The following is a 22,121-nucleotide window of genomic DNA, read 5'->3' on the forward strand; positions in this document are numbered from 1 at the left end:
GGTGCGAGATCAGCAAGGTGTTCGTCGGAATGAGCGTGTGGGCGAAGGTTTTAACGGCGTTTTTTACCACCGCCCAACAACGAGCCCATCAATCCCCGCACCAGCTCGCGACCGATCTGGGTTGCGGCCTGACGCATCGCACTCTTGACCGCCTGCCCCGCCAGTCCACCCAGAAAACCACCGGCCATGTCGGCGAAGCCGCCTTCTGACTTCTCCTCGGCGGGCAGTTTTTGCGCGGGGTCCGTCGAAGCGCCTTTGCGCGCCAGCAGCATTTCGTAAGCTGATTCGCGATCCACGGGCTTGTCGTAACGACCGGCCAGTGGCGACCGGGCCATCAGGGCGGCGCGTTCAGCCTGGGTCAACGGCCCGATGCGCGATTGCGGCGGGGCAACCAGCACCCGCTGGACGATTTCAGGCGTGCCCTTGTCCTGCAGCGTGCCCACCAGCGCCTCACCGATGCCCAGTTCGGTCAGCACCGAAAGCGCGTCGAACTCGGGATTGGGGCGAAAACCGTCCGCAACGGCTTTCAGCGATCGTTGCTCCTTGCTGGTGAACGCGCGCAGGCCATGCTGAATGCGCAAACCGAGCTGGGCCAGAATCGTGTCCGGCAGATCCCCGGGAGACTGGGTGACAAAATACACGCCGACGCCTTTCGAGCGAATCAGCCGCACCACTTGTTCCAGACGCTCCTGCAGCGCCTTTGGCGTATCCGCAAACAACAAATGCGCTTCGTCGAAGAACAGCGCCAGCAACGGTTTATCGGCATCGCCGCGCTCGGGCAGTTGCTCGAACAGCTCGGCCAGCAGCCACAGCAGGAAGGTGGCATAGACCTTCGGCGACTCGTGCACCAGCCGACTGGCATCCAGCAAATGAATCTGCCCGCGGCCGTCGCTTGCAGGCTGCAGAATGTCTTCCAGTTGCAGCGCCGGCTCACCGAACAAGGCCTCGGCGCCCTGCTGCTCAAGGACGGCCAGCCGACGCAGCAGCGCCTGACTGGACCCCGTCGTCATCAGCGCGCTGTCATCGCCGAGCACTTCGGGGTTATCGCGCAAATGATTGAGCAGCGCCTTGAGGTCCTTGATGTCCAGCAACAACAGCCCTTCCCGATCCGCCACCTTAAACGCGGCGTACAGCGCCGATTGTTGGCTGTCCGTCAATTCCAGCAAACTTCCCAGCAGCAGCGGGCCCATTTCCGACAGGGTTGTGCGCAACGGATGGCCCGTTTCACCGTGCACGTCCCACAGTGTCACCGGATAGCCCTGAGGTTTATGGTGCAGCCAGGGCATGCCGGCGATGCGCTCGGCGATCTTGCCTTGAGGGTTGCCCGCGGCGCCGAGCCCGCAGAGATCACCCTTGATGTCCGCCGCGAACACGGCCACGCCGGCGTCGCTGAACACTTCCGCCAAGCGCTGCAAGGTGACGGTTTTCCCGGTGCCCGTCGCGCCGGCCACCAGTCCGTGACGATTGGCGAGACGCATCGCCTGCCCGATCGGCTGGCCCTTCAGGTCAGCGCCAATAAGAATCTGTTGTGAGTCAGCCATCCGTTCACCCAAGCGTCGCATTTGATAATCCCGAGGGCACTGCGGCAACGGTCCGAATGGACCGCCACCGCTGATCAGCCCCAAGGCCACTTCTCTACTCTAGCGCAAGCGTTGCGGCGCCCACCCATGGGCAGGGGTGTGATGATCTGAAACCGAACATCTGTATCTGTGGATGGTCAACCGCAAGTACCGACCACCGGACGGAGCCTTACTGTGCATATCGCTGACATGACCATGTTCTACGCCCCTGCCAGCGGTGGCGTGCGCACGTATCTGGACGCCAAACACCGTCGCCTCGCGCAATACCCGGGCGTACGACACAGCCTGCTTATCCCGGGCCCGCAAAGCAGTCATGAAGACGGCGTGTACCGGGTTCCGGCGCCGCCCGTACCGTTTGGCAACGGCTATCGTTTTCCACTGCGCGTCGGTCCCTGGCGAGAGGCCCTGCGAAGTCTGCGGCCAGACCTCATTGAAGTCGGCGATCCTTATCTTACCGCCTGGGCTGCACTGGATGCCCGACGCCAACTGGACGTGCCAGTGATTGGCTTTTACCACTCCGACTTGCCGCTGCTGGTGAGCAACCGAATCGGCACCTGGCTGGGGGCCAACGTCGAGAATTACGTCAGCAAGCTCTACGGCAATTTTGACCGAGTGTTGGCGCCGAGCGCGGCGATGGCGGACAAGCTGATCTGCCTGGGTGTGAAGAACGTTCATGTGCAGCCGTTGGGGGTTGATCTGCAGGCGTTTCATCCCTCTCGGCGAGACGCCGGTCTCAAGGCCGAGTTGGGCCTGTCGGATGAAACCCACCTGCTTATCTTTGCGGGCCGAGGTTCGAAGGAGAAAAACCTGACCGTTCTGCTCGACTGCATGAAGGCGCTGGGCGCGGGTTATCACCTGTTGCTGGTGGGCTCCCATATGCCGACCGGCGTGCCGGCCAACGTCACGGCTGTGGATAAATTTCGTCCTGCTGCCGAAGTCGCGCGCCTATTGGCGAGTGCCGATGCGCTGGTGCATGCAGGGGATCAGGAAACCTTCGGTCTGGTGGTGATTGAAGCCATGGCCAGCGGGATTCCGGTAGTGGCGGTCGATGCCGGGGCCTTCCGCGAAATCATCCCCGAGCACTGCGGCCTGTTGTGCGAACCCAATCAACCACTGGCCATGGCGGCAGCGGTGCGTCAGCTGTTTGCCGAGAACGCCCCATCCCGAGGCGAAGAGGCGCGGCGTCATGTCGAGGCACATTATGCGTGGGACGCCGTGGTCGCCGGCTTGCTCGGCCATTACCAGGCAGTACTCGGCGCCCGTCAGCCGGTCTACGCCCATGGCTGAGATTACCGCAATCACGCAGCGCAGCCTGATGCTGGTGCTCCACGACGTGGCCCCGCAAACCTGGCCGGATTATCGACCCTTCGTTGAGGCGGTCGACAAGCTAGGGAACATTCCCATCACCTGGCTGGTGGTGCCGAATTTCCACAAGCACGATCCGATCGACGCCAACCCGGATTTCCAGCGGTTGATGCACGACCGCCTCGTACGGGGTGACGAACTGGCGCTGCACGGCTATTACCATTGCGACGACAGCCCTGCCCCATGCACGCCCCATGAGTTTTTCATGCGGCGCATCTACACCTGGGAAGGCGAGTTCTACACCCTCAACGAGCAGCAGGCGATGCAGCGACTGGAAGCCGGCATGGAAGTGTTCCGGCGCAACGACTGGCCGCTGCACGGATTCGTTGCCCCGGCCTGGCTGATGAGCAAAGGCACACGTGATGCCCTTCGAAAATTGCCGTTGGACTACACAAGTGATGCCCAACACTTGTATCGTCTGCCGGACTTTTCCGAGATCGATGCACCCGGCATCGTCTGGAGCGCTCGCAGCGCATGGCGCCGGGGCGTATCGAAGATCGTCAGCAACCACCGTGAGGCTCAATTGCACAACGCCGCAACTATTCGTCTGGGTCTGCACCCTGTAGACATGCGCCACAATTTTTCCCGTCGTTACTGGCTGCAAGCCCTTGAGCGCTTGCTCAGCGACGGCCGTACGCCAACGAGCAAATTTGCCTGGTTACAAGGGCTGAATGCCGCCAGGTCTGCGGCGTGAGGCGACTTGGCTGGCTCGCCGCCGCGCTGATACTCGCCCTGCTGATTCCGTTCTTTATGGGCGGCGCAGACATGTTTCATCGCCTGCGCAACTTCCCGGTGATGCTCCTGATCGGCATGTTTGTCATGGTGCTGGTGGGCTGGTGCATGAACACGATGCGCCTGCGCCTGCTGCTTGGCGACGCGGCCAGCGGGCTCGGCATGCGCAAAAGCCTCGCTGTGGTGATGGCCACGGAGTTCGCCTACTGTGCGACGCCCGGGGGCAGTGGCGCCCCGTTGACGCTGGTCGCACTGCTCTCGCGTAGCGGTATTGGTCCGGCGAAAAGCACAGCGGCTTTTGCCACTGACCAACTGATGGATCTGGTGTTTTTCCTGCTCGCGCTGATCGGCATCCTGATTTACGCAGTGTTCCACCAGCTCAGCGAAAATCTGGAATGGATGCTCATTGCCAGCGCCCTGCTGATCGGTGCCGGGCTTTGTGCGTGCGCGGGTTTCGCGCGGTATCACCGACGCATCATTCTGTTCAACGGTCGGGTGCTCAAGCGCCTGAAACGCAAGAACACCACGCGTATTCGCTGGGCGCGCAAGCTGCTGCACTTTCGCGACGCCCTGGCTGAAACCTGGAAGATGCCCCATCGCATCCTGCTGCAGGTGTTTGCATTGACCTGCGTGCACTGGAGTTTGCGTTACAGCGTGCTGTACCTGGCGCTGCAAGGGCTGGGCGTGAACATCGACTGGGCGTGGACGTTCCTGGTGCAGATGCTGTCGTTGAGCGCTGGGCAGTTCAGCCTGTCGCCGGGCGGTGCCGGGGCGGCGGAGTTGACGTCGGCGGCCTTGTTGGCGCCGATGGTGGGCAAGTCGACGGCCGCGGCGGCGATCCTTATCTGGCGGATCGTCACCTACTATTTCTATCTGGTCGCGGGCGGTCCGGTGTTTCTGTTGATGGTCGGGCGCCCCCTGTTGAACAAGTTACTGCGGATCAAGACCGTCTGATTCGTCTTGCGGTCTGGCGGAAGTCAGCTCTTTCCATAATGCTTCGGCCCCCTCGAAGTCCGTTCCGTCCTCCGGCGACATTGCGTCGACGTCATAACGGCTCAGGCATCCCTCGCCAAGGGTCGGCGGGGCTTTGGAAGTGGCTCTGTCGAGGGGGTCGGTCATGTTGTTTGCCTGTCTCGCCGTAGAAGCCTGATTGTTCGCAAACAATCATGTTGAAATATGCCGCTGAAACTTCAGCGGCACATCAAAACCGCCTGATCACTTCTTAATCAAAGACCACTGTCTTGTTGTCATGCACCAGCACGCGGTCTTCCAGGTGCGCGCGCAGGCCGCGAGCAAGCACCATCTTTTCCACGTCGCGACCGAAACGCACCATGTTTTCGATGCTGTCGCGATGGCTGACGCGCACCACGTCCTGCTCGATGATAGGACCGGCGTCCAGTTCTTCGGTGACGTAGTGGCAAGTAGCGCCGATCAGTTTCACGCCCCGCAGCGACGCCTGGTGATACGGCTTGGCGCCGACAAACGAAGGCAGGAAGCTGTGGTGAATATTGATGACCTGGTGCGCGTATTCCCGGCACAGTTGCGGTGGCAGGATCTGCATGTAACGCGCCAGCACAACAACGTCGGCTTCATGTTGTTTGACCAGACGCGAGACTTCGGCGAACGCCGGCTCTTTGTCTTTTGGATCAACCGGCACGTGGTAATACGGAATGTTGTGCCACTCGACCATGCTGCGCAGGTCCTGGTGGTTGGAAATCACGCAGGCGATTTCACAGTACAGTTCATCGCTGTGCCAGCGGTGCAACAGGTCGGCCAGGCAATGGGACTCCCGGCTTGCCATGAGCACGACGCGTTTTTTCTGCGCAGAGTCGGTAATCCGCCAGTCCATCGAAAACTCTTCGGCGATGGGCGCGAAGGCTTGCCGGAAACCTTCGAGGTCGAAAGGCAGAGAATCGGCGCGGATTTCATGGCGCATGAAAAACCAGCCGCTGAGGTTGTCAGAGTGATGGCTCGCTTCAGTAATCCAGCCGTTGTACGATGCCAGAAAGTTACTGACCTTGGCAACGATACCGACACGGTCCGGGCAAGCAATCACCAGACGAAAAGTGCGCATGTGAAAAACTCCAGAACTTCGCAAAGGCCGCCATTCTAGCGATTAGCGATGGACTGTGCAGTACCTGTATGACACTCATTTCAGGCGGCAAAAAAGCGCACCCTGCCGAAATCAATGCTTAAGTACCCGACAGGGTCATCGGCGGCAGAAACTCGACGCCAGATACTTCACTAAAAACGGTAAGGTCATTGGCGCGGTATAACGCGACATGTGTATCTGAATCGAGGATAAGTCTGCGGCTATTTCAAAATGCTACGGACAAAACTTTTCTTAAATGTTTACTTGCGCAAACACTCTGATTATTATGCGCCATCGCATCATGCCCATCACAACATAGGTACCCCCCATGTCACTGATCAACGAATACCGCGCAACAGAAGAAGCCATCAAAGAATTGCAAGCACGCCTGCAAAACCTGCAACAAGACGACAAACTGCAGAAAGAACTTGAGTTTGAAGGCAAACTGCGCACGTTGATGGGCGAGTATCAGAAATCCCTGCGCGACATCATCGCGCTGCTGGATCCCGATTCGAAAATGAAGGCCCCACGTGGCGCTGCTGCAAAGCCGGTTGGCACCAAACGCGCTCGCAAGGTCAAGCAATACAAGAACCCGCACAACGGTGAAATCATCGAAACCAAAGGCGGTAACCACAAGACGCTGAAAGAGTGGAAAGCCAAGTGGGGTGGCGACGAAGTTGAAGGCTGGGCAACTCTGCTGGGTTAATTACCGGGTGTAGAGTCAGCCGTCGCGCAGAGATGTTTGACCCAAGAAGACGCCAGCTTATGCTGGCGTTTTTTATTGCCTGTCGTTTACTCCTCCTCGCTTAAAGCCCCAGGCGCTGTTTCAACACCAGAGAGTATTCCTGCCACTGGGCGAGTACTTTGAGTTGCTCGGGGGTGGCCTTCAGCGAGAGTTCGATCAGCGCACGGCTGAATGCCTTGAACGTATTGGGCGCGCCGGCCTGAGGATCGCTCAGGCGCAACTGACAAAACGCCAACCAGCGCTGTTGCTCGGCAACATTGAGGGTTTCGGCGAAGTTGCGGGCGCGGTACCGGAATAACAATTCAGGCAATCGGGGATCATCGAACGGCCAGCCATCGGTAGCCAGTTGCTGGGGCTCGGCAATTCGCACCTGCTCGCAGAGACGACGATCCCGATCATTGATGAAGCCATCGTACAACTGCTGTTCTGGATCCTCACTGGCAGCGAAGTTGTCGTTGGCATACACGCTCTTCAACTTGTCCTGCCAGATCGCCTGCCCTTCATTCAAAGCGGCCACGCGCGTTTTATAAACACTCATGTCCAGTTGCAGACGCTGAAGGTCCTCCTCGCGAAGCACGCTCAGCGGGGCAATGACGGGGCATTTGTTAACATGCAACAATTTGAGCGGAACCGGTAACTGGCCTTCGAGCAGATCTTCGCGGCGGGTATATAGACGCTGACGCAAGGTGTCTCCGTCTTCCTCCAGCAACGGGCTGTGGTCATGGAACAGGTCACAGATAATCAATGCATTTCGGTTAACCGGATGCCAGGCCAGCGGGAGTACGACGCTCACATAACTTCGTGCCGCGGAAAATCGACCCGATATATGCACCAGCGGCTGCATCAACCGAATCTGATCCTGGACCTTGTGCTTGAAGCGCAAGCCAAAAAGATAAGCGTAAAGTTTGGGTTGTTTATCGCGGACCAGACGCGCCAGCGCGATGGTTGCACGGACATCGGAGAGCGCGTCGTGGGCATGGCCATGGTCGATCCCGTTGGCCGCCGTCAGCCGCTCGAGTTTCAGGGTGACCCGACCCTCTTCTTCCGGCCAGACAATGCCCTCGGGGCGTAACGCATAAGCCGTGCGCACCACATCGATCAAATCCCAGCGGCTGTTGCCGCCCTGCCATTCCCGTGCATAGGGATCGAAGAAGTTGCGATAAAGACTGTAGCGGGTCATCTCATCGTCAAAACGCAACGTGTTGTAACCCGCGCTGCACGTGCCGGGCAGAGACATCTCAGCGTGCAGCCGGGTCATGAAGTCTGCTTCACACAAGCCTTTTTCCGCGAGCCGGTCAGGCGTGATGCCTGTCACCAGGCACGCCGCCGGGTGGGGCAGGATGTCATCGCTGGGCTGACAATAGAGGTTGATCGGTTCACCGATCTCGTTGAGTTGATCGTCCGTACGAATGCCCGCCACTTGCAGCGGCCGGTCGTTGCGTGGATTGATCCCGGTGGTTTCGTAGTCGTACCAGAAAATGCTGGAAGTCACGGGCTGATCCTGAACAAAAGACCGGGCGAGTTTAACAGACGCCCCTCCGCGCCTGACGCCAGTCAATAAACCCTACGGCTTGGGATACTGCGACACAGTTTGTGCGAAAGTGGCGGCTTTCTGTGGCCAGCAAGTTGTAACAGGACTATTCCCACACTTCGACCAGAATCATCCTGTTGCTTAGCCGCTCCGGCGTGGCTAGCATCAAACCTCTTTCACCGGCGCATCTTTCTTTATGTCCCTTTCCCATGCAGAGCCAGGAATTGCTGCACCGCTTGCCCTGCTGGACACTCGTGTTCGCATGGAAACACCTGAGGGCATAGACCTTATCCTGCGCCCCGCCGGGTTGCTGTCCCGGTCAATTGCTTTCGGCATCGACCTGATGATTCGTGGCGCACTCCTGGCTGCGCTGTTTATAGTGCTGGGAGCGTTGGGCGACTTCGGCACCGGGCTGTTCATGCTCGCGCTGTTTCTCGGAACCTGGGGCTATATGGTGCTTTTCGAGGTGCTGCATCAGGGACGCACGCCGGGAAAGCAGATCATGGGGCTACGGGTCATTCACGATGACGGCACGCCAATCGGCTGGTCGGCGTCAGTGCTGCGCAACTTGCTGCGCTTCGTAGACATGCTGCCCTTCGGCTACTGCGTTGGCGCGTTCACCTGCCTGCAGCACCCGCTGTTCAAACGCCTTGGAGATCTCGCGGCCGGCACGCTGGTGATCTATCGCGATTTACCCCCTCAACGGCCGCCGCTGGCTGAAGCCACCGAGATGAGTCCGCCGCTGCCCCTCTTATTGGAGGAACAGCGCGCCATACAAGCCTTTGCCGAGCGGCAAGGCACACTTTCATCGGCGAGGGCTCAAGAGCTTGCTGCCATCGTCACGCAGCCGTTGCAATTATCGACCTCGCGAGATCTTCACTATCCCGTCCAGCAATTGAATGGCATTGCGCGCAGCCTGGCCGGCTCGCCATGAAGCAGAGCCTGTTCGAAAAACGCCATGCAGAAGACTGGCAGCGCTTTGCAACGCGCCTTGAGGTGCTGGAAGGGAGTCGCCGTAAAAGTGAATCCGGTGCCGGCTTCAGCCGCGAATACCGTCAGATCTGCCAACACCTTTCGTTGGCGATTGCCCGTGGGTACGCCAGTCATCTGGTCGAGCGACTGCAACAGCTTGCGATGCGCGGCCACCAGCAGTTGTATCGCCACCGAAGTCAATTCACCGCGCAGTTGCTGAGTTTTGTACTGGCGGACTTTCCGCGGCTGGTGCGTACTCAATGGCGATGGGTCGCCCTCGCCGGCCTGCTGTTTTTTGGCAGCCTGACGTTCATGGCGCTGTTGGTCTACGGCTATCCGGATCTGGTCTACAGCGTCGTCAGCCCCGCCGATGTCGCCGAGATGCACGCCATGTACGAGCCCGCCGCACGGCGTATCGGGCAGACGGCCGAGCGCGCCTCCAGCACTGACTGGCTGATGTTCGGTTACTACGTCATGCACAACATCGGCATCGCTTTCCAGACCTTCGCCAGTGGCCTGTTCTTCGGCGTCGGCAGTCTGTTTTTTCTGTTCTTCAACGGGCTGATGATTGGCGCGGTTGCGGGCCATCTCACCGAGGCAGGCATGGGCGCAACCTTCTGGCCGTTCGTGGTCGGGCACAGCGCCTTTGAGCTGACCGGCATCACGCTGGCGGGTGCGGCGGGGCTAAAACTCGGATGGGCGCTGGTCGCTCCCGGTCGCCTGCGCCGAGGCGAGGCGCTTCCCCAGGCTGCCCAGATCAGCGTACGACTAATTGGCGGGGTGATGATGTTCCTGCTCATCGCCGCATTCATTGAAGCGTACTGGTCCTCGATGAGCTGGCCGCCAGCGACGGCCAAATATGGAGTAGGCGCTTCTTTATGGCTGTTGGTCGGCGCCTACCTGACGCTTGCCGGACGCACGCCCCATGCGCCTGACTGACGCCAGCGTAGCGATACGCCCACGTACGCCCTGGGAAGCCATCGATCTGGGCGTCCTCCTGGCGCAACGGCACCGCGCTTTGCTGATGACCAGCTGGGCCTTCGTTACCTTGCCAGTCTTCGCGCTCCTGACGCTGCTGCTGTGGGATTACCCGTCGGTGTCAGTCCTGGTGTTCTGGTGGCTGAAACCGGCATACGAACGGCTGCCGCTGCTGATTCTGTCCCAAGCTCTGTTCGGCTCGACACCTTCGCTCAAGCAGGCGCTGAAAAGTTTTCCGTCCGCACTCAAACCGCAGTTATTCGCGACCCTGACCTGGCGGCGTCTGAGCCTCAGCCGCAGCTTTTACCAGCCGGTGCAGCAACTCGAGGGACTTGACGGGTTACCGCGGGCGCAGCGCATTGCCGTACTTGGCCAGAAGGATTCCCGGGCGGCGCGTCTGCTGACCGCACTGGGCAGCACCCTTGAAATGACCTTCTGGATCGGCCTGATGGTGCTGTTCTACGCCATGATTCCGCCCCAGATCGAAGCCGACTGGTCATGGCGCAGCTTGCTGGACATTGAGGGTGAGTGGAACTGGCTTGAGCATCTGACCAACGGGTTTTATGCGCTGGTGTTGATCGTGTGGGGACCGGTTTATGTGTCCTGCGGGTTTTCGCTGTACCTCAATCGCCGAACTGCACTGGAGGCCTGGGACATCGAACTGGGTTTCCGCAAGCTGCGCGAGCGTGTTCTGGGCAGTGCACTGGCGTTGTTATTCGGCGGCTTCCTTGCGCTGACGCTGTTGCCGTCTTCCGCCATGGCAGAGTCGGCGGCAAACCAGTTGATGGCAGCCCCGTCAATGGCGGACGAAACACCCAGCGAGTCGGGCAATAGTTGCCCGCTGCCGCCGCTGGACAACCCGCAGACTGACGAGGACGTGGCACCGCCCGACTCACCTCGCCTGCTCAATCAGCCGCTGACCAGCCAGGCGTCACAAAACGCCATCCATTCAGTGCTTGAGCAACCCCCGTTCAAAAATCCCAAACCGGTCTCAGGGTGGCGCATCGCCCAGCCCGCTTACGATGCCAAGCATGATGCCAAGTCAGCCGAGACACCGAACTGGCTGGCGCGACTGGTCGTCGGCGCGCTCAACCTGGGCAAAACCCTGTCGACGATGTTTGGCGCAATGTTATGGACACTACTCGGCCTCACGGTCGCGTGGGTGATCTGGCGCTATCGGGCCTGGTTCGCCACCTTCGTGGATAAAAGCCCCCGCAAGGCAATTGCACCCCGAGACATCCCCCACCAACTCTTTGGCTTGCAAGTTCGCGCTGAAACCCTGCCAACGGATGTCGCCGGTGCAGCCGAGAGGCTGTGGCAGCAGTCACCGCGCGAGGCATTGAGTCTGCTTTACCGCGCACTGCTGAGCCGACTGTTGACGGATTACCAGTTGCCGCTGAAAAGCGCGGACACCGAGGGCCAGATACTGGCACGCATTGCCGAGCTCAAGCAGCCATCCCTCGATGACTTCAGCCATGAGCTGACGCGCCACTGGCAAAATCTCGCGTACGGGCACCAGCTGCCACCGGATCATGCACGACAGGCGCTCTGTTCAGGCTGGCGGAAGTTGTTCGCGCAGGAAGCACGCACATGAGCCGGCGCTGGATCATCGGGCTGGTCGTTGCGCTGATGCTGGTGAGCCTCGTCATCGCCAGTGTGCCTGTGCTGAAGCGGCTCGAACGTTATGAGGAAACCGTTGACCAGGGACCTTCGCCGGAAGCGCTGGCAAACCCTTATCTCGCCGCGCAGACGTTCCTGCGTCAACGAAACATCCAGGTGAAGACCGTTGAAACGCTCACCACTCTCCCTGACTTCCGCGACCAGCCGCAAACGCTGATGCTGCTGGATTTCCGCGAAAGGATGACGCCGTCCGAGGTCAAGCGCTTGCTGGCCTGGACCCGATCAGGCGGCCGTCTTCTATTTGTCGCCGAACAGCTGTGGGACCCGGCCAAGGGGAGCAGCGGCGACCTGTTGCTGGATCAATTGCAGATTCACCAATTTCTCACCCAGGATCTGCAAGAGCAGGACCGCGAACGACAGCGCGAACAGCTCAAGCCGGTCATCCCACTGAGCACGCCGGTCATTCAGGGCCCCCAAACGCCGTGGCCCGAGTTGACCCGGCTGTTCGTGCAAAACGAAAACGATCCGGCCTACATGAGCTTCGACCCGGCCTTCCATCTCGATGACCCCGAGGATCACGCACAGTCATGGGCCAACAGCGCTGACGCCACGCACCTGCTGCAAATGGTGTACGGCTCCGGATTGATCACTGTCGTCACCGACGCCGACCTTTGGAAAACCCAAGCCATCGGTGAATACGACAATGCCTGGCTGCTCTGGTACCTGAGCCAGGACAGCACTGTCACGATGGTGCTGCGCACTGAACACGACAACCTGTTCGGGCTGCTCTGGAAATACTTTCCCCAGGCGCTGCTCGCCTTGGCGCTGTGCCTCGTTGCAACGCTGTGGCACGCAGGCATGCGCTACGGCCCGATGTTGCCCATCCCGCCGCGCGGCCGCCGTCAGCTCAGCGAACACCTGCGCGCAAGCGCCGACTTCATGCTCCGCCGAGAAGGTCAGCATGCCGCGTTGCGCGCCTTGCAGCAGGACATCCTGCGCCGCGCCCGGCAGCGCCACCCCGGCTTCGAAACCTTGGCCGTCACCGAACAATGGCAAACGCTGGCGCGCATGACGCGTCAGTCCACCAGCAGCATCGGTCAGGCATTACGCCCGCGGCCGGAGCAGCGCCTGTCCAGCAGCGAATTCACCCGTCAGGTTGCGTACCTGCAAACCATCAGGAATGCCTTATGAGCGATCAACCGACCGAGCCAAGTCACGCGTCCCATCACCTCCCCACTCCCGAAACCGCGGCTGTGGACCCCACGCACACCGAACCGGCCACTGCCTCGGGCAGCCATCCAGCGCAGCAGCGCCAGCGCGCGATTCATCTGGCACAGGCAGTGCGGCACGAGCTGCAAAAAGCAGTCATCGGTCAGGACGCCGTGATTGATGATGTACTGACCGCACTGATCGGCGGTGGCCATGTCTTGCTCGAAGGTGTGCCCGGGCTTGGCAAGACGCTGCTGGTGCGGGCGCTGGCCCGATGTTTCGGCGGCGAGTTCGCGCGGATTCAGTTCACCCCTGACCTGATGCCCAGCGACGTCACCGGCCATGCCGTGTACGACATGCAGAGCGAGCAGTTCAAGCTGCGCAAGGGGCCGTTGTTTACCCATTTGCTGCTCGCGGACGAGATCAACCGCGCACCGGCCAAAACCCAGGCCGCGTTGCTTGAGGCGATGCAGGAACGTCAGGTCACGCTGGAGGGCCGTGCGTTACCGGTGCCGCAACCGTTCATGGTGCTGGCGACGCAGAACCCGATTGAACAGGAAGGCACCTACCCACTGCCCGAAGCCGAGCTCGACCGCTTCATGCTCAAAGTGCGCATGGATTATCCCCAGGCCGATCAGGAGCTGGAGATGGTCCGTCAGGTCACGCGCTCGACCCGTTCCGACATGCTCGACGTCCAGCCCTTGCGCACCCTGATGCTGGCAAAGGATGTGCTCGCGCTGCAACGCATCGCCGGCGATCTGCCGGTGGATGAACAGGTCCTCGATTATGCCGTGCGACTTGCTCGCGCCACTCGCACGTGGCCGGGCCTGACACTCGGCGCAGGGCCGCGCGCGTCCATCGCACTGATTCGGGGAGCCCGCGCGCGGGCGCTGTTGCGCGGCGGCGAGTTCGTCGTACCTGACGACGTCAAGGGCTGCGCGCTGGCGGTGCTGCGTCATCGGGTGAGGCTTGCGCCGGAGCTGGACATCGAAGGCTTGTCGGTGGATCAAGTGCTCAAGCAAATGCTGGATCAGGTGGCGGCGCCACGTCGATGAAGCAACTGCTCACGCCGTCGACACGGATGCTCTGGTGGCTGGCCGTTCTGCTCGGCGTGTCGGTGCTGCTCGGCATTCTGCAGGCATTGGGGCGCGGTCCGGTTGCCCGGCTGGACGGGGTTTTCTGGACCTTGCTGTGGGTGATGACTGCCGTCGCTGCGTTGGATGCGGCATGGCTGTGGCGTCTGCCCTCCCCTCGGGTCAAGCGGCGCTTGGCCGGCAGTCTGGGAATGGGGCGCTGGAGCGAGGTGCAGGTCGAGCTGGAACACGACTCCCCCCGCGCACTGCACGTGACGCTCTTTGACCATGGCCCTTCCGAGCCGGACGCCCGCTACGAAACCGAACATCTGCCTCAGAACGTCGCGCTGCGCCCACAGCGCAAGACGCAGCTGACTTACCGGCTGCGGCCGGCCAGTCGCGGGGATTTCACCTTCGAACGGACCGAGATCCTCATCCGCAGCCCGTTGCGCCTTTGGTCATCCCGGCGGTATGTGCCCAACCATGACGCCGTCCGGGTGTACCCGGATTTTGCCCGGTTGCACGACGGACAGCTGCTGGGCGTCGAGAACTGGCTCAGGCAGATCGGCATTCGCCAACAGCCGCGCCGGGGGCTGGGCCGGGAATTTCACCAGCTGCGTGAATTTCGTGAAGGCGACAGCCTGCGTCAGATCGACTGGAAGGCCACGGCCAGGCATCGCGCGCCCATTGCACGGGAATATCAGGATGAGCGCGATCAGCAAATCCTGTTCATGCTCGACTGTGGCCGACGCATGCGCAGCCAGGACGGCGATCTGACGCACTTCGACCACGGACTCAACGCCTGCCTGCTGCTGAGCTATGTGGCCTTGCGTCAGGGCGACGCAGTCGGGCTTTCCACCTTTGCGGGCGAACAGGACCGGCATTTGCCACCCGTCAAAGGCGCGGGCCAGTTGAACGTGCTGTTGAATCACCTCTACAACGTCAACGCGACCCAGCGACCTGCGGATTACGCGGTAGCGATGCGAAACATCCTTGCGCGGCAGAAACGCCGGGCGTTGGTGGTCTTGGTGACTAATCTGCGGGACGAGGATGACGAGCAGTTACTGGAAGCGGTCAAACAGCTGAGTCGCCATCATCGCGTGCTGATAGCCAGTTTGCGCGAAGTTGTGCTCGACGATCTGCGTCAAGCGCCGGTGCAGACCTCGCAACAGGCCGTGGATTATTGCGGTACGGTCGACCTGCTGAACGCCCGGAGCGGGCTGCATGAGCGTTTGGTCGCCCATGGCATCCCGGTGCTGGATGTGCGCCCCAGTGAGCTGGGCCCGGAGTTGGTCAGCCGATACATGAGCTGGAAAAAGGCCGGAGCTTTGTAGGGCGCCTGCCTTCAGGCGGACGCTTCCAGCGGATAGAAACTGAAGTAGTGCTGCAAGGCCTGAATGAGGACAAAGTATTCCGCCGGCGCCGCTTGCAGCCGGAAGCCGGAATCGAACACGCGCGGGGTTTCGTCTTCCTGACACCACAGGCAGCTGGCGTCGATATCAATGTTGTACAGGCCGTTCTTCCCGTCGGGCACTTTCAGGCGCAGCTGAAAATCGGCCCCCACCAGAATGGGCAGATCGCTGATCAGCATCAGGCCTTGTTCAGACACGTTACCCAGGCAACCCAACGGTTTATCGGTGTACCGGTTGAACACTTGCAAGTAGTAAGGCAGTTGGTGACGTTCTATTCGTCTTTCATTAAGCATTCGGACACTCGCCCTGAGATGACCATTGAGCATGGCCGCGCTAGTGCTTTGAGATTCGGTTGCACGGAACTGCCAGACCCGCGACGTCATCATCCATCGTTGAAAACAATGACGACATCTGACTCATTCAGCACGGGCAAAAGTCACTGATCCAAGTTGCCGATCAGCGCTGAACATCCCTATCGCCCTCGCTTTCGGATCAGTGGCGCTGCCGCCTCCACCCAAACCCTTAGGTCCCTACTCATCGCAGCTTAGCTCAGGTTTTCCCGATATCCACCCGGAAACGTGACCGTATATCCACTCGGGTGTAACTAGCGTGAAGCAGCACGTGGTGTGGCGGGCGGCGCCAGGTTGTCATGGCCCAGCTGATGCAGCGTGTCCAGCCGTGCCTTGGCGCGGAATGCATATTCGCTTTCCGGGAACTGCGTGATGATGAACTGGTAGGTCTGGACCGCGTCCATGTAGAACTTCTGGCGTTCCAGGCACTGGCCACGCAACATCGACACTTCGGGCTGTACGTAACGACGCGAACGGCTTTCTCGATCGACTTTCGACAGGTTGTACATCACCGCGTCACAGTCGCCCTGGGCATAGGCGCGGTTGGCGTTGTTCAAATGGCTGTTCATTGCCCAGCGGGTGCAGCCACCCAAGGCAAGCAGCGCCACTAATATCATCACGATTCGCATGAGAGTCTCCTGTGCTCAGCCCTTGTATCGGCGTATTTCGGGATTTCTTCAAGGCCGATTTCAGTGCCGCCGGCCTGCCGATTGCCCAGCGATCAGGGGGTCAGGTAGTGCAAAGGAACAATGACTACAGAGCAATACAGTAGTAGCCTCTCGCTGCGCTTCATTTAAGGAGTTTGTGCATGACCGTTCGCCGCACCAAAATCGTAGCCACACTGGGCCCTGCCAGTAATTCGCCAGAAGTCATCGAGAAGCTGATTCTTGCTGGCCTGGACGTCGCCCGCCTGAACTTCTCCCACGGCACGCCCGACGAGCACAAGGCTCGCGCGAAGCTGATCCGCGACATCGCCGCCAAGAACGGCCGGTTCGTTGCATTGCTGGGTGACCTTCAAGGCCCGAAAATCCGCATCGCCAAATTCGTCAACAAGAAGATCGAGCTGAAGGTAGGTGACAAGTTCATCTTCTCCACCAGCCATCCTCTGACGGACGGCAACCAGGACATCGTCGGTATCGATTACCCCGATCTGGTCAAGGACTGCGGCGTCGGCGACGAGCTGCTGCTGGACGACGGACGCGTGGTCATGCGCGTTGATACACAGACCGCCGATGCACTGCATTGCACCGTGACCATCGGCGGCCCGCTGTCGGATCACAAAGGCATCAACCGTCGCGGCGGCGGCCTTACAGCGCCGGCACTGACTGAAAAAGACAAGCAGGACATCAAGCTCGCTGCCGAAATGGACCTGGATTACCTGGCCGTTTCGTTCCCGCGTGATGCCGCCGACATGGAATACGCGCGCAAGCTGCGTGACGAGTCCGGCGGCACGGCCTGGCTGGTGGCGAAGATCGAACGCGCCGAAGCCGTTGCTGACGACGAAACCCTCGATGCGCTGATCCGCGCCAGTGACGCGGTCATGGTTGCCCGTGGCGACCTGGGCGTGGAAATCGGCGACGCCGAGCTGGTGGGCGTCCAGAAGAAAATCATCCTGCACGCACGTCGCCACAACAAAGCGGTGATCGTTGCCACGCAGATGATGGAATCGATGATTTCCAGCCCGATGCCAACCCGCGCTGAAGTGTCTGACGTGGCGAACGCCGTGCTCGACTACACCGACGCCGTGATGCTGTCTGCCGAAAGCGCCGCCGGTTCGTACCCGGTCGAAGCCGTGGAAGCGATGGCGCGTATCTGCGTCGGCGCCGAGCGTCATCCGACCGGCAAGACTTCCAGCCACCGCGTCGGTCACTCGTTCACCCGTTGTGACGAGAGCATTGCGCTGGCGGCCATGTACACCGCCAACCACTTCCCTGGCGTGAAAGCGATTATTGCGTTGACCGAAAGCGGCTACACACCGCTGATCATGTCGCGCATTCGCTCCTCGGTGCCGATCTACGCGTTCTCTCCGCACCGCGGCACTCAGGCGCGCGCGGCGATGTTCCGTGGCGTTTACACCATTCCGTTCGACCCGGCCGCACTGCCGCCCGGTCAGGTCAGCCAGTCCGCTGTGGACGAACTGGTCAAGCGCGGCCTGGTCGAGCAAGGCGACTGGGTCATCCTGACCAAGGGCGACAGCTACCACACCATCGGCGGCACCAACGGCATGAAGATCCTGCACGTCGGCGACCCAATGGTTTAAGCGTCACTGCAACACAAAAAAGCCCCGCCTCGTGAGAGAGCGGGGCTTTTTCATGTCCTTGAACGTACAGGCCGTCAGCCCTTCTCCACAAACACATCCGCGAGCAACTGACTGCGCGGCAGTCCTGCGATAAACAGCCGCTTCGAAAACGCCTCAACGCTGGCAGGCGACCCGCACACCAGCGCAACGGTCTGACGAGATGTCACGCGTAACGCACTCAGCTCGGCCGTAAAGTTTTCCTGCTCGATCAGCTCCATGTGCAGGTTCGAATGCTGGTTCGCCAGCTCACTCAACGCGTGACTCAGATAATGCTCTTGAGGCTCGCGCGCCAGATGTATCAGGCGAATTTGACCCTGATGGCCCTGCCGCAACGCCTCGCGCAATACACCCCAGAGCGGGGCCAATCCGGTGCCTGCCGCTAACAGCAGCAATGGCCGGTCCTGCCAGTCGGGATCGTAGCGCAGCGCGCCGCCCTGCAGTTCGCCGAGGCGGATCGGATCGCCCGGTTGCAGTGTACGGGCGACGTCGGCAAAGGCGCCCGGACGCTGGCAATCGATGTGAAGTTCCAGAAAGGGATCGTCCCCCGGCACGCTCGCCAAGGAATAAGGCCGCGCCACGCCGCTTGCCGTCCAAAGCACCAGGTGCTGGCCGACGCGATAGCGCAACGGGCGTTCGGGATTCAGTCGCAGGCGCAACACCGACGGACTGAGCCAGTCAGCCCCGACGACGGTTGCCGGCAAGCCATCGCGCGAGGGGTCGAATATTTCAACGGTCAGATCGCTCGTTACCCGGCACTGGCACGACAGCCGCCAGCCTTGGGCGCGCTTGTCGGTATCCAGTGCATCGGGCGCGGCGTCCAGCGGATCGCCGCTGACGCAACGGACCATGCACGCGTGGCAACTGCCAGCGCGGCAGCTGTAGGGAACGGACAATCCGGCGTCGTTGAGGGCATCCAGCAAATTGGCCGCAGGCGCTACCGACCAATGCCGGTCGCCCACTCGCAACTCAGGCATCGGCGTAATCCCAGGCGCCGTGGCAACGGTTGCGGCCCTGGTGCTTGGCGCGATACAGCGACTGGTCGGCACGTTGCAGGGCACGGTCCATGTGATCGCCGCGCTCGATCACCGTCATGCCGATCGACAAACTCAGGTCCAGCTCCGGAAGTTCGGGCAGCGTGACATGGGTGAAGGCGAGCCGAATGCGCTCGCAACATTCGACCAGTTGTGCACGGGTACAGCGCGGGATCAGCAAGACGAATTCTTCACCGCCATAGCGCGCGAGGATGTCGTCGGAGCGTAAGCACTCGGCAGCGGTTTTGCCGAACATCTGCAGCACCCGGTCCCCCGTCGCGTGGCCATGAATATCGTTGACCCGCTTGAAGTGATCAAGATCAATGAGCGCCAGGCCGGCGGTGTAATTGCCGTCCATGAGCTCGAGCTCACGGGTGGCAATGCGCAGGAAGTGCCGGCGATTACAGAGGTTGGTCAGTTCGTCGGTGGACGCCAGTTCTTCAAGCTGCAGCATCATGCCACGCAGGGTTTCCTGATGCGCCTGCAAGGTGATCCGCCGCTGGTGCATGCGGTTGCGCGAGTTCTGCACGAAGCGTGCGAACAGGCACAACCAGGAGAAGACGATGAACAGCGCGCAGGTTTGAATCGCCGCGAGCCCCGGATCCGAAAGCCGTCCGCGACTGGCGTCCCACAGGTTGACGCCGGCAAACCCCAACAGGGCAAACAGGGCGCAGCGGGCGAAAATACTGGGGCGCAGGTGAAACAATCCGAACATCAGCACCAGCACGTAAATGACCAGAAAGGTGCCGCGGGAGGCTTCCATGTGGCTGATGAGAAACGTCTGCCAGGCCAGACCCAGCAGCACCTGGAATTCGGTGAGGCTGGGGTCTTTGAAACGTCGGTTGTAACCCCCGAAAAACACCAGGCTCAGCGCGGCCTGGCAGAAGAGCACGAGTACGCTCGTGCACCAGATCCCGAAGAAAGTGGCGTGGTAGTAGCCGGTAAAATACGCCATCCATACGAGCATCAGCCCCAGCACGTAGGTGCCGGTAGCGAGCGCAAAACGTTTCAACAGCAAACGCTGGATGGTTTGGGCAGTCACTCGTTGACTCATCATGGGTATTAAGGGTCCGTCCCGTACCGGCAAGATGACCTGTGATACTTTTCAGGCAACAGATCAAAACATGCCTGCGCCGTGCGCGATAATGCAGGCAGCTTGCCACTGTAGTGCGTGCGCCAAAAAATGACTATTCAAATTCCTGTGTTTCCAGACGGCCGTAGCAATCTGTTTCATGGATGATTCAGTGCGCATGCCGTGGGGCGCTTTCGACCATGGTTTAGCCGTTGGCAGATGTACCTTAATCGACCTCGGGTTATACTGCCGCGCCTTTTTTACCCTGACCCGCCGAGGTGTTGCCCGGCTGTCTGACGCCTGATCAAGATGCTTTCGTCCGGCCTAGGCGGTATCGTCGCCACCCGCAATTCGAATGTTCCCGCCAATCAGAGGAGCGCGCCCCATGACCGTGATCAAGCAAGATGACCTGATCCAGAGTGTCGCCGACGCCTTGCAGTTCATTTCTTATTACCACCCCGTTGACTTCATTCAAGCCATGCACGAGGCCTACCTGCGTGAAGAGTCGCCCGCCGCACGCGACTCCATGGCCCAGATTCTGATCAACTCGCGCATGTGCGCCACCGGTCATCGGCCGATCTGCCAGGACACCGGCATCGTCACCGTGTTCGTCCGCGTTGGCATGGACGTGCGCTGGGATGGCGCCACCATGGGCCTGGACGACATGATCAACGAAGGCGTGCGTCGCGCCTACAACCTGCCGGAAAACGTCTTGCGCGCCTCGATCCTCGCCGATCCGGCCGGCGCCCGCAAGAACACCAAGGACAACACACCGGCGGTCATCCACTACTCCATCGTCCCGGGCAACACCGTGGAAGTGGACGTGGCGGCCAAGGGCGGCGGTTCGGAAAACAAATCGAAGATGGCGATGCTCAACCCATCCGACTCGATCGTCGACTGGGTGCTGAAAACCGTGCCGACCATGGGCGCGGGCTGGTGCCCACCGGGCATGCTCGGCATCGGCATCGGCGGTACCGCCGAGAAAGCTGCGGTGATGGCCAAGGAAGTCCTGATGGAATCCATCGACATCCACGAGCTCAAGGCGCGCGGCCCGTCGAACCGCCTGGAAGAAATGCGGCTGGAGCTGTTCGAGAAGGTCAACCAGCTGGGCATCGGTGCCCAGGGCCTCGGCGGTCTGACCACCGTGCTTGACGTGAAGATCATGGATTACCCGACCCACGCAGCGTCCTTGCCGGTGTGCATGATCCCCAACTGCGCCGCCACCCGTCACGCCCACTTCGTGCTCGACGGCTCCGGCCCGGCTTCCCTGGAAGCACCGCCGCTGGACGCTTACCCGGAGATCGTCTGGGAAGCCGGCCCGTCGGCGCGCCGCGTCAACCTCGACACGCTGACGCCGGAAGACGTGCAGAGCTGGAAGCCGGGCGAAACCGTCCTGCTCAACGGCAAGATGCTCACCGGTCGCGACGCGGCGCACAAGCGCATGGTCGAGATGCTGAACAAGGGCGAAACCCTGCCGGTGGACCTGAAGGGTCGCTTCATCTATTACGTCGGCCCGGTCGATCCGGTCGGTGACGAAGTGGTGGGCCCGGCCGGTCCGACCACCGCGACGCGGATGGACAAGTTCACACGCCAGATCCTCGAGCAGACCGGCCTGTTGGGCATGATCGGCAAATCCGAGCGCGGCCCGACCGCCATCGAAGCGATCAAGGACAACAAAGCCGTTTACCTGATGGCCGTTGGCGGCGCCGCTTACTTGGTCGCCCAGGCGATCAAGAAGTCGCAGGTGCTGGCGTTCCCGGAACTGGGCATGGAAGCGATCTACGAGTTCGAGGTCAAGGACATGCCGGTGACGGTTGCGGTCGACAGCAAGGGCGAGTCGGTTCACATCACAGGTCCCGCCATCTGGCAGAAGAAGATCAGTGAAAGCCTGGCGGTAGAAGTGCAGTAACAGCTGTGCTGCATGAATAAACCCGGCGTTGGCCGGGTTTATTTTTGCTTGTCAAACAGTGTCAGTACGCGCCTCTTATCAGCAATGGCGTTAATGACTATCGCAATTCGGTCTAACCCGACGAACGCTGCGAGGCAATTGATTTGCCTGA

Annotated in this window: 20 protein-coding genes; 12 read left to right on the forward strand and 8 right to left on the reverse strand. The window is 60.7% G+C overall.

Annotated elements, in window-relative coordinates; genetic code table 11:
• Positions 1-50: 50 nt before the first annotated feature.
• A complete protein-coding gene (locus tag FX982_RS02455) occupies positions 51-1,541 on the reverse strand; it encodes a helicase HerA-like domain-containing protein (RefSeq protein WP_172609518.1) in 1,491 nt (496 codons plus the stop codon).
• Positions 1,542-1,769: 228 nt separating this feature from the next.
• Here FX982_RS02455 and FX982_RS02460 point away from each other — a divergent pair, with 228 nt between their 5' ends.
• From FX982_RS02460 to FX982_RS02470, 3 genes are read left to right on the forward strand one after another with little or no spacing between them, the layout of a single operon-like run.
• Positions 1,770-2,867, forward strand: coding sequence for a glycosyltransferase family 4 protein (locus FX982_RS02460; protein WP_172612959.1), 1,098 nt, complete (start codon positions 1,770-1,772; stop codon positions 2,865-2,867).
• Entirely contained in the window at positions 2,860-3,639 is a 780-nt protein-coding gene (locus FX982_RS02465; protein WP_438826296.1) for a DUF2334 domain-containing protein, read from the forward strand. The genes FX982_RS02460 and FX982_RS02465 overlap by 8 nt, the downstream gene beginning before the upstream one ends.
• 56 nt (positions 3,640-3,695) lie before the next feature.
• A complete protein-coding gene (locus FX982_RS02470; RefSeq protein ID WP_241072683.1) occupies positions 3,696-4,631 on the forward strand; it encodes a lysylphosphatidylglycerol synthase transmembrane domain-containing protein in 936 nt (311 codons plus the stop codon).
• Here FX982_RS02470 and FX982_RS24495 read toward each other — a convergent pair.
• Both FX982_RS24495 and purU read right to left on the reverse strand, forming a co-directional pair.
• Positions 4,608-4,796, reverse strand: a complete 189-nt coding sequence (locus tag FX982_RS24495; RefSeq protein WP_254074870.1) for a hypothetical protein — start codon at positions 4,794-4,796, stop codon at positions 4,608-4,610. The two genes, FX982_RS02470 and FX982_RS24495, sit on opposite strands and share 24 nt — an antisense overlap.
• 103 nt (positions 4,797-4,899) lie before the next feature.
• The gene (purU, locus tag FX982_RS02475; protein ID WP_172609519.1) at positions 4,900-5,751 is read right to left on the reverse strand and encodes a formyltetrahydrofolate deformylase; all 852 of its coding nucleotides are present in this window, start codon (positions 5,749-5,751) and stop codon (positions 4,900-4,902) included.
• Between the two features lie 346 nt (positions 5,752-6,097).
• On the opposite strand from purU, the gene mvaT reads away from it, so the two are divergent.
• Entirely contained in the window at positions 6,098-6,475 is a 378-nt protein-coding gene (mvaT, locus tag FX982_RS02480; RefSeq protein WP_172609520.1) for a histone-like nucleoid-structuring protein MvaT, read from the forward strand.
• A 100-nt stretch (positions 6,476-6,575) separates the two neighbouring features.
• On the opposite strand, the gene sbcB is transcribed toward mvaT, so the two are convergent.
• Positions 6,576-8,006, reverse strand: a complete 1,431-nt coding sequence (gene sbcB, locus FX982_RS02485; RefSeq protein ID WP_172609521.1) for an exodeoxyribonuclease I — start codon at positions 8,004-8,006, stop codon at positions 6,576-6,578.
• 235 nt (positions 8,007-8,241) lie between these two features.
• Here sbcB and FX982_RS02490 point away from each other — a divergent pair, with 235 nt between their 5' ends.
• The 6 genes from FX982_RS02490 to FX982_RS02515 are packed head-to-tail and all read left to right on the forward strand — an operon-like array spanning position 8,242 to position 15,231.
• Entirely contained in the window at positions 8,242-8,979 is a 738-nt protein-coding gene (locus FX982_RS02490; protein ID WP_172609522.1) for an RDD family protein, read from the forward strand.
• Positions 8,976-9,956 (forward strand): stage II sporulation protein M, encoded by a 981-nt coding sequence (locus FX982_RS02495; RefSeq protein WP_172609523.1) that lies wholly within the window; start codon positions 8,976-8,978, stop codon positions 9,954-9,956. Before FX982_RS02490 ends, FX982_RS02495 begins: the two co-directional genes overlap by 4 nt.
• Positions 9,943-11,589 (forward strand): DUF4129 domain-containing protein, encoded by a 1,647-nt coding sequence (locus FX982_RS02500; protein ID WP_172609524.1) that lies wholly within the window; start codon positions 9,943-9,945, stop codon positions 11,587-11,589. The genes FX982_RS02495 and FX982_RS02500 overlap by 14 nt, the downstream gene beginning before the upstream one ends.
• Positions 11,586-12,806, forward strand: coding sequence for a DUF4350 domain-containing protein (locus FX982_RS02505; RefSeq protein ID WP_172609525.1), 1,221 nt, complete (start codon positions 11,586-11,588; stop codon positions 12,804-12,806). The genes FX982_RS02500 and FX982_RS02505 overlap by 4 nt, the downstream gene beginning before the upstream one ends.
• The gene (locus FX982_RS02510) at positions 12,803-13,879 is read left to right on the forward strand and encodes an AAA family ATPase (RefSeq protein ID WP_254074871.1); all 1,077 of its coding nucleotides are present in this window, start codon (positions 12,803-12,805) and stop codon (positions 13,877-13,879) included. The genes FX982_RS02505 and FX982_RS02510 overlap by 4 nt, the downstream gene beginning before the upstream one ends.
• Positions 13,876-15,231, forward strand: coding sequence for a DUF58 domain-containing protein (locus FX982_RS02515; protein WP_172609526.1), 1,356 nt, complete (start codon positions 13,876-13,878; stop codon positions 15,229-15,231). Before FX982_RS02510 ends, FX982_RS02515 begins: the two co-directional genes overlap by 4 nt.
• 11 nt (positions 15,232-15,242) lie before the next feature.
• On the opposite strand, the gene FX982_RS02520 is transcribed toward FX982_RS02515, so the two are convergent.
• Both FX982_RS02520 and FX982_RS02525 read right to left on the reverse strand, forming a co-directional pair.
• Positions 15,243-15,602, reverse strand: a complete 360-nt coding sequence (locus FX982_RS02520) for a PilZ domain-containing protein (RefSeq protein WP_122535987.1) — start codon at positions 15,600-15,602, stop codon at positions 15,243-15,245.
• 311 nt (positions 15,603-15,913) lie between these two features.
• Entirely contained in the window at positions 15,914-16,288 is a 375-nt protein-coding gene (locus FX982_RS02525) for a tetratricopeptide repeat protein (protein ID WP_172609527.1), read from the reverse strand.
• Between the two features lie 179 nt (positions 16,289-16,467).
• On the opposite strand from FX982_RS02525, the gene pyk reads away from it, so the two are divergent.
• Positions 16,468-17,919 (forward strand): pyruvate kinase, encoded by a 1,452-nt coding sequence (pyk, locus tag FX982_RS02530; protein ID WP_122535986.1) that lies wholly within the window; start codon positions 16,468-16,470, stop codon positions 17,917-17,919.
• Between the two features lie 74 nt (positions 17,920-17,993).
• On the opposite strand, the gene FX982_RS02535 is transcribed toward pyk, so the two are convergent.
• Both FX982_RS02535 and FX982_RS02540 read right to left on the reverse strand, forming a co-directional pair.
• Positions 17,994-18,932, reverse strand: coding sequence for an iron-sulfur-binding ferredoxin reductase (locus FX982_RS02535; protein ID WP_172609528.1), 939 nt, complete (start codon positions 18,930-18,932; stop codon positions 17,994-17,996).
• Entirely contained in the window at positions 18,925-20,031 is a 1,107-nt protein-coding gene (locus FX982_RS02540) for a GGDEF domain-containing protein (protein WP_172609529.1), read from the reverse strand. Before FX982_RS02540 ends, FX982_RS02535 begins: the two co-directional genes overlap by 8 nt.
• A gap of 415 nt (positions 20,032-20,446) precedes the next feature.
• On the opposite strand from FX982_RS02540, the gene FX982_RS02545 reads away from it, so the two are divergent.
• Positions 20,447-21,970: a fumarate hydratase gene (locus FX982_RS02545; RefSeq protein ID WP_081567934.1), complete on the forward strand. Its 1,524-nt coding sequence runs from the start codon at positions 20,447-20,449 to the stop codon at positions 21,968-21,970.
• Positions 21,971-22,121: the final 151 nt, after the last annotated feature.

The sequence above is a fragment of the Pseudomonas graminis genome (assembly GCF_013201545.1).
Taxonomy (GTDB): domain Bacteria; phylum Pseudomonadota; class Gammaproteobacteria; order Pseudomonadales; family Pseudomonadaceae; genus Aquipseudomonas.

What these genes read in the sequence shown, in the direction of transcription:
- FX982_RS02525 (WP_172609527.1), bottom strand. Translation starts at nt 16,288, where the DNA reads ATGCGAATCGTGATGATATTAGTGGCGCTGCTTGCCTTGGGTGGCTGC.
- FX982_RS02460 (WP_172612959.1), top strand. Translation starts at nt 1,770, where the DNA reads ATGACCATGTTCTACGCCCCTGCCAGCGGTGGCGTGCGCACGTATCTG.
- FX982_RS02545 (WP_081567934.1), top strand. Translation starts at nt 20,447, where the DNA reads ATGACCGTGATCAAGCAAGATGACCTGATCCAGAGTGTCGCCGACGCC.
- FX982_RS02455 (WP_172609518.1), bottom strand. Translation starts at nt 1,541, where the DNA reads ATGGCTGACTCACAACAGATTCTTATTGGCGCTGACCTGAAGGGCCAG.
- FX982_RS02495 (WP_172609523.1), top strand. Translation starts at nt 8,976, where the DNA reads ATGAAGCAGAGCCTGTTCGAAAAACGCCATGCAGAAGACTGGCAGCGC.
- FX982_RS02500 (WP_172609524.1), top strand. Translation starts at nt 9,943, where the DNA reads ATGCGCCTGACTGACGCCAGCGTAGCGATACGCCCACGTACGCCCTGG.
- pyk (WP_122535986.1), top strand. Translation starts at nt 16,468, where the DNA reads ATGACCGTTCGCCGCACCAAAATCGTAGCCACACTGGGCCCTGCCAGT.
- FX982_RS02535 (WP_172609528.1), bottom strand. Translation starts at nt 18,932, where the DNA reads ATGCCTGAGTTGCGAGTGGGCGACCGGCATTGGTCGGTAGCGCCTGCG.
- purU (WP_172609519.1), bottom strand. Translation starts at nt 5,751, where the DNA reads ATGCGCACTTTTCGTCTGGTGATTGCTTGCCCGGACCGTGTCGGTATC.
- FX982_RS24495 (WP_254074870.1), bottom strand. Translation starts at nt 4,796, where the DNA reads ATGACCGACCCCCTCGACAGAGCCACTTCCAAAGCCCCGCCGACCCTT.
- FX982_RS02505 (WP_172609525.1), top strand. Translation starts at nt 11,586, where the DNA reads ATGAGCCGGCGCTGGATCATCGGGCTGGTCGTTGCGCTGATGCTGGTG.
- FX982_RS02520 (WP_122535987.1), bottom strand. Translation starts at nt 15,602, where the DNA reads ATGCTTAATGAAAGACGAATAGAACGTCACCAACTGCCTTACTACTTG.
- FX982_RS02515 (WP_172609526.1), top strand. Translation starts at nt 13,876, where the DNA reads ATGAAGCAACTGCTCACGCCGTCGACACGGATGCTCTGGTGGCTGGCC.
- FX982_RS02470 (WP_241072683.1), top strand. Translation starts at nt 3,696, where the DNA reads ATGGGCGGCGCAGACATGTTTCATCGCCTGCGCAACTTCCCGGTGATG.
- FX982_RS02465 (WP_438826296.1), top strand. Translation starts at nt 2,860, where the DNA reads ATGGCTGAGATTACCGCAATCACGCAGCGCAGCCTGATGCTGGTGCTC.
- FX982_RS02490 (WP_172609522.1), top strand. Translation starts at nt 8,242, where the DNA reads ATGTCCCTTTCCCATGCAGAGCCAGGAATTGCTGCACCGCTTGCCCTG.
- FX982_RS02510 (WP_254074871.1), top strand. Translation starts at nt 12,803, where the DNA reads ATGAGCGATCAACCGACCGAGCCAAGTCACGCGTCCCATCACCTCCCC.
- mvaT (WP_172609520.1), top strand. Translation starts at nt 6,098, where the DNA reads ATGTCACTGATCAACGAATACCGCGCAACAGAAGAAGCCATCAAAGAA.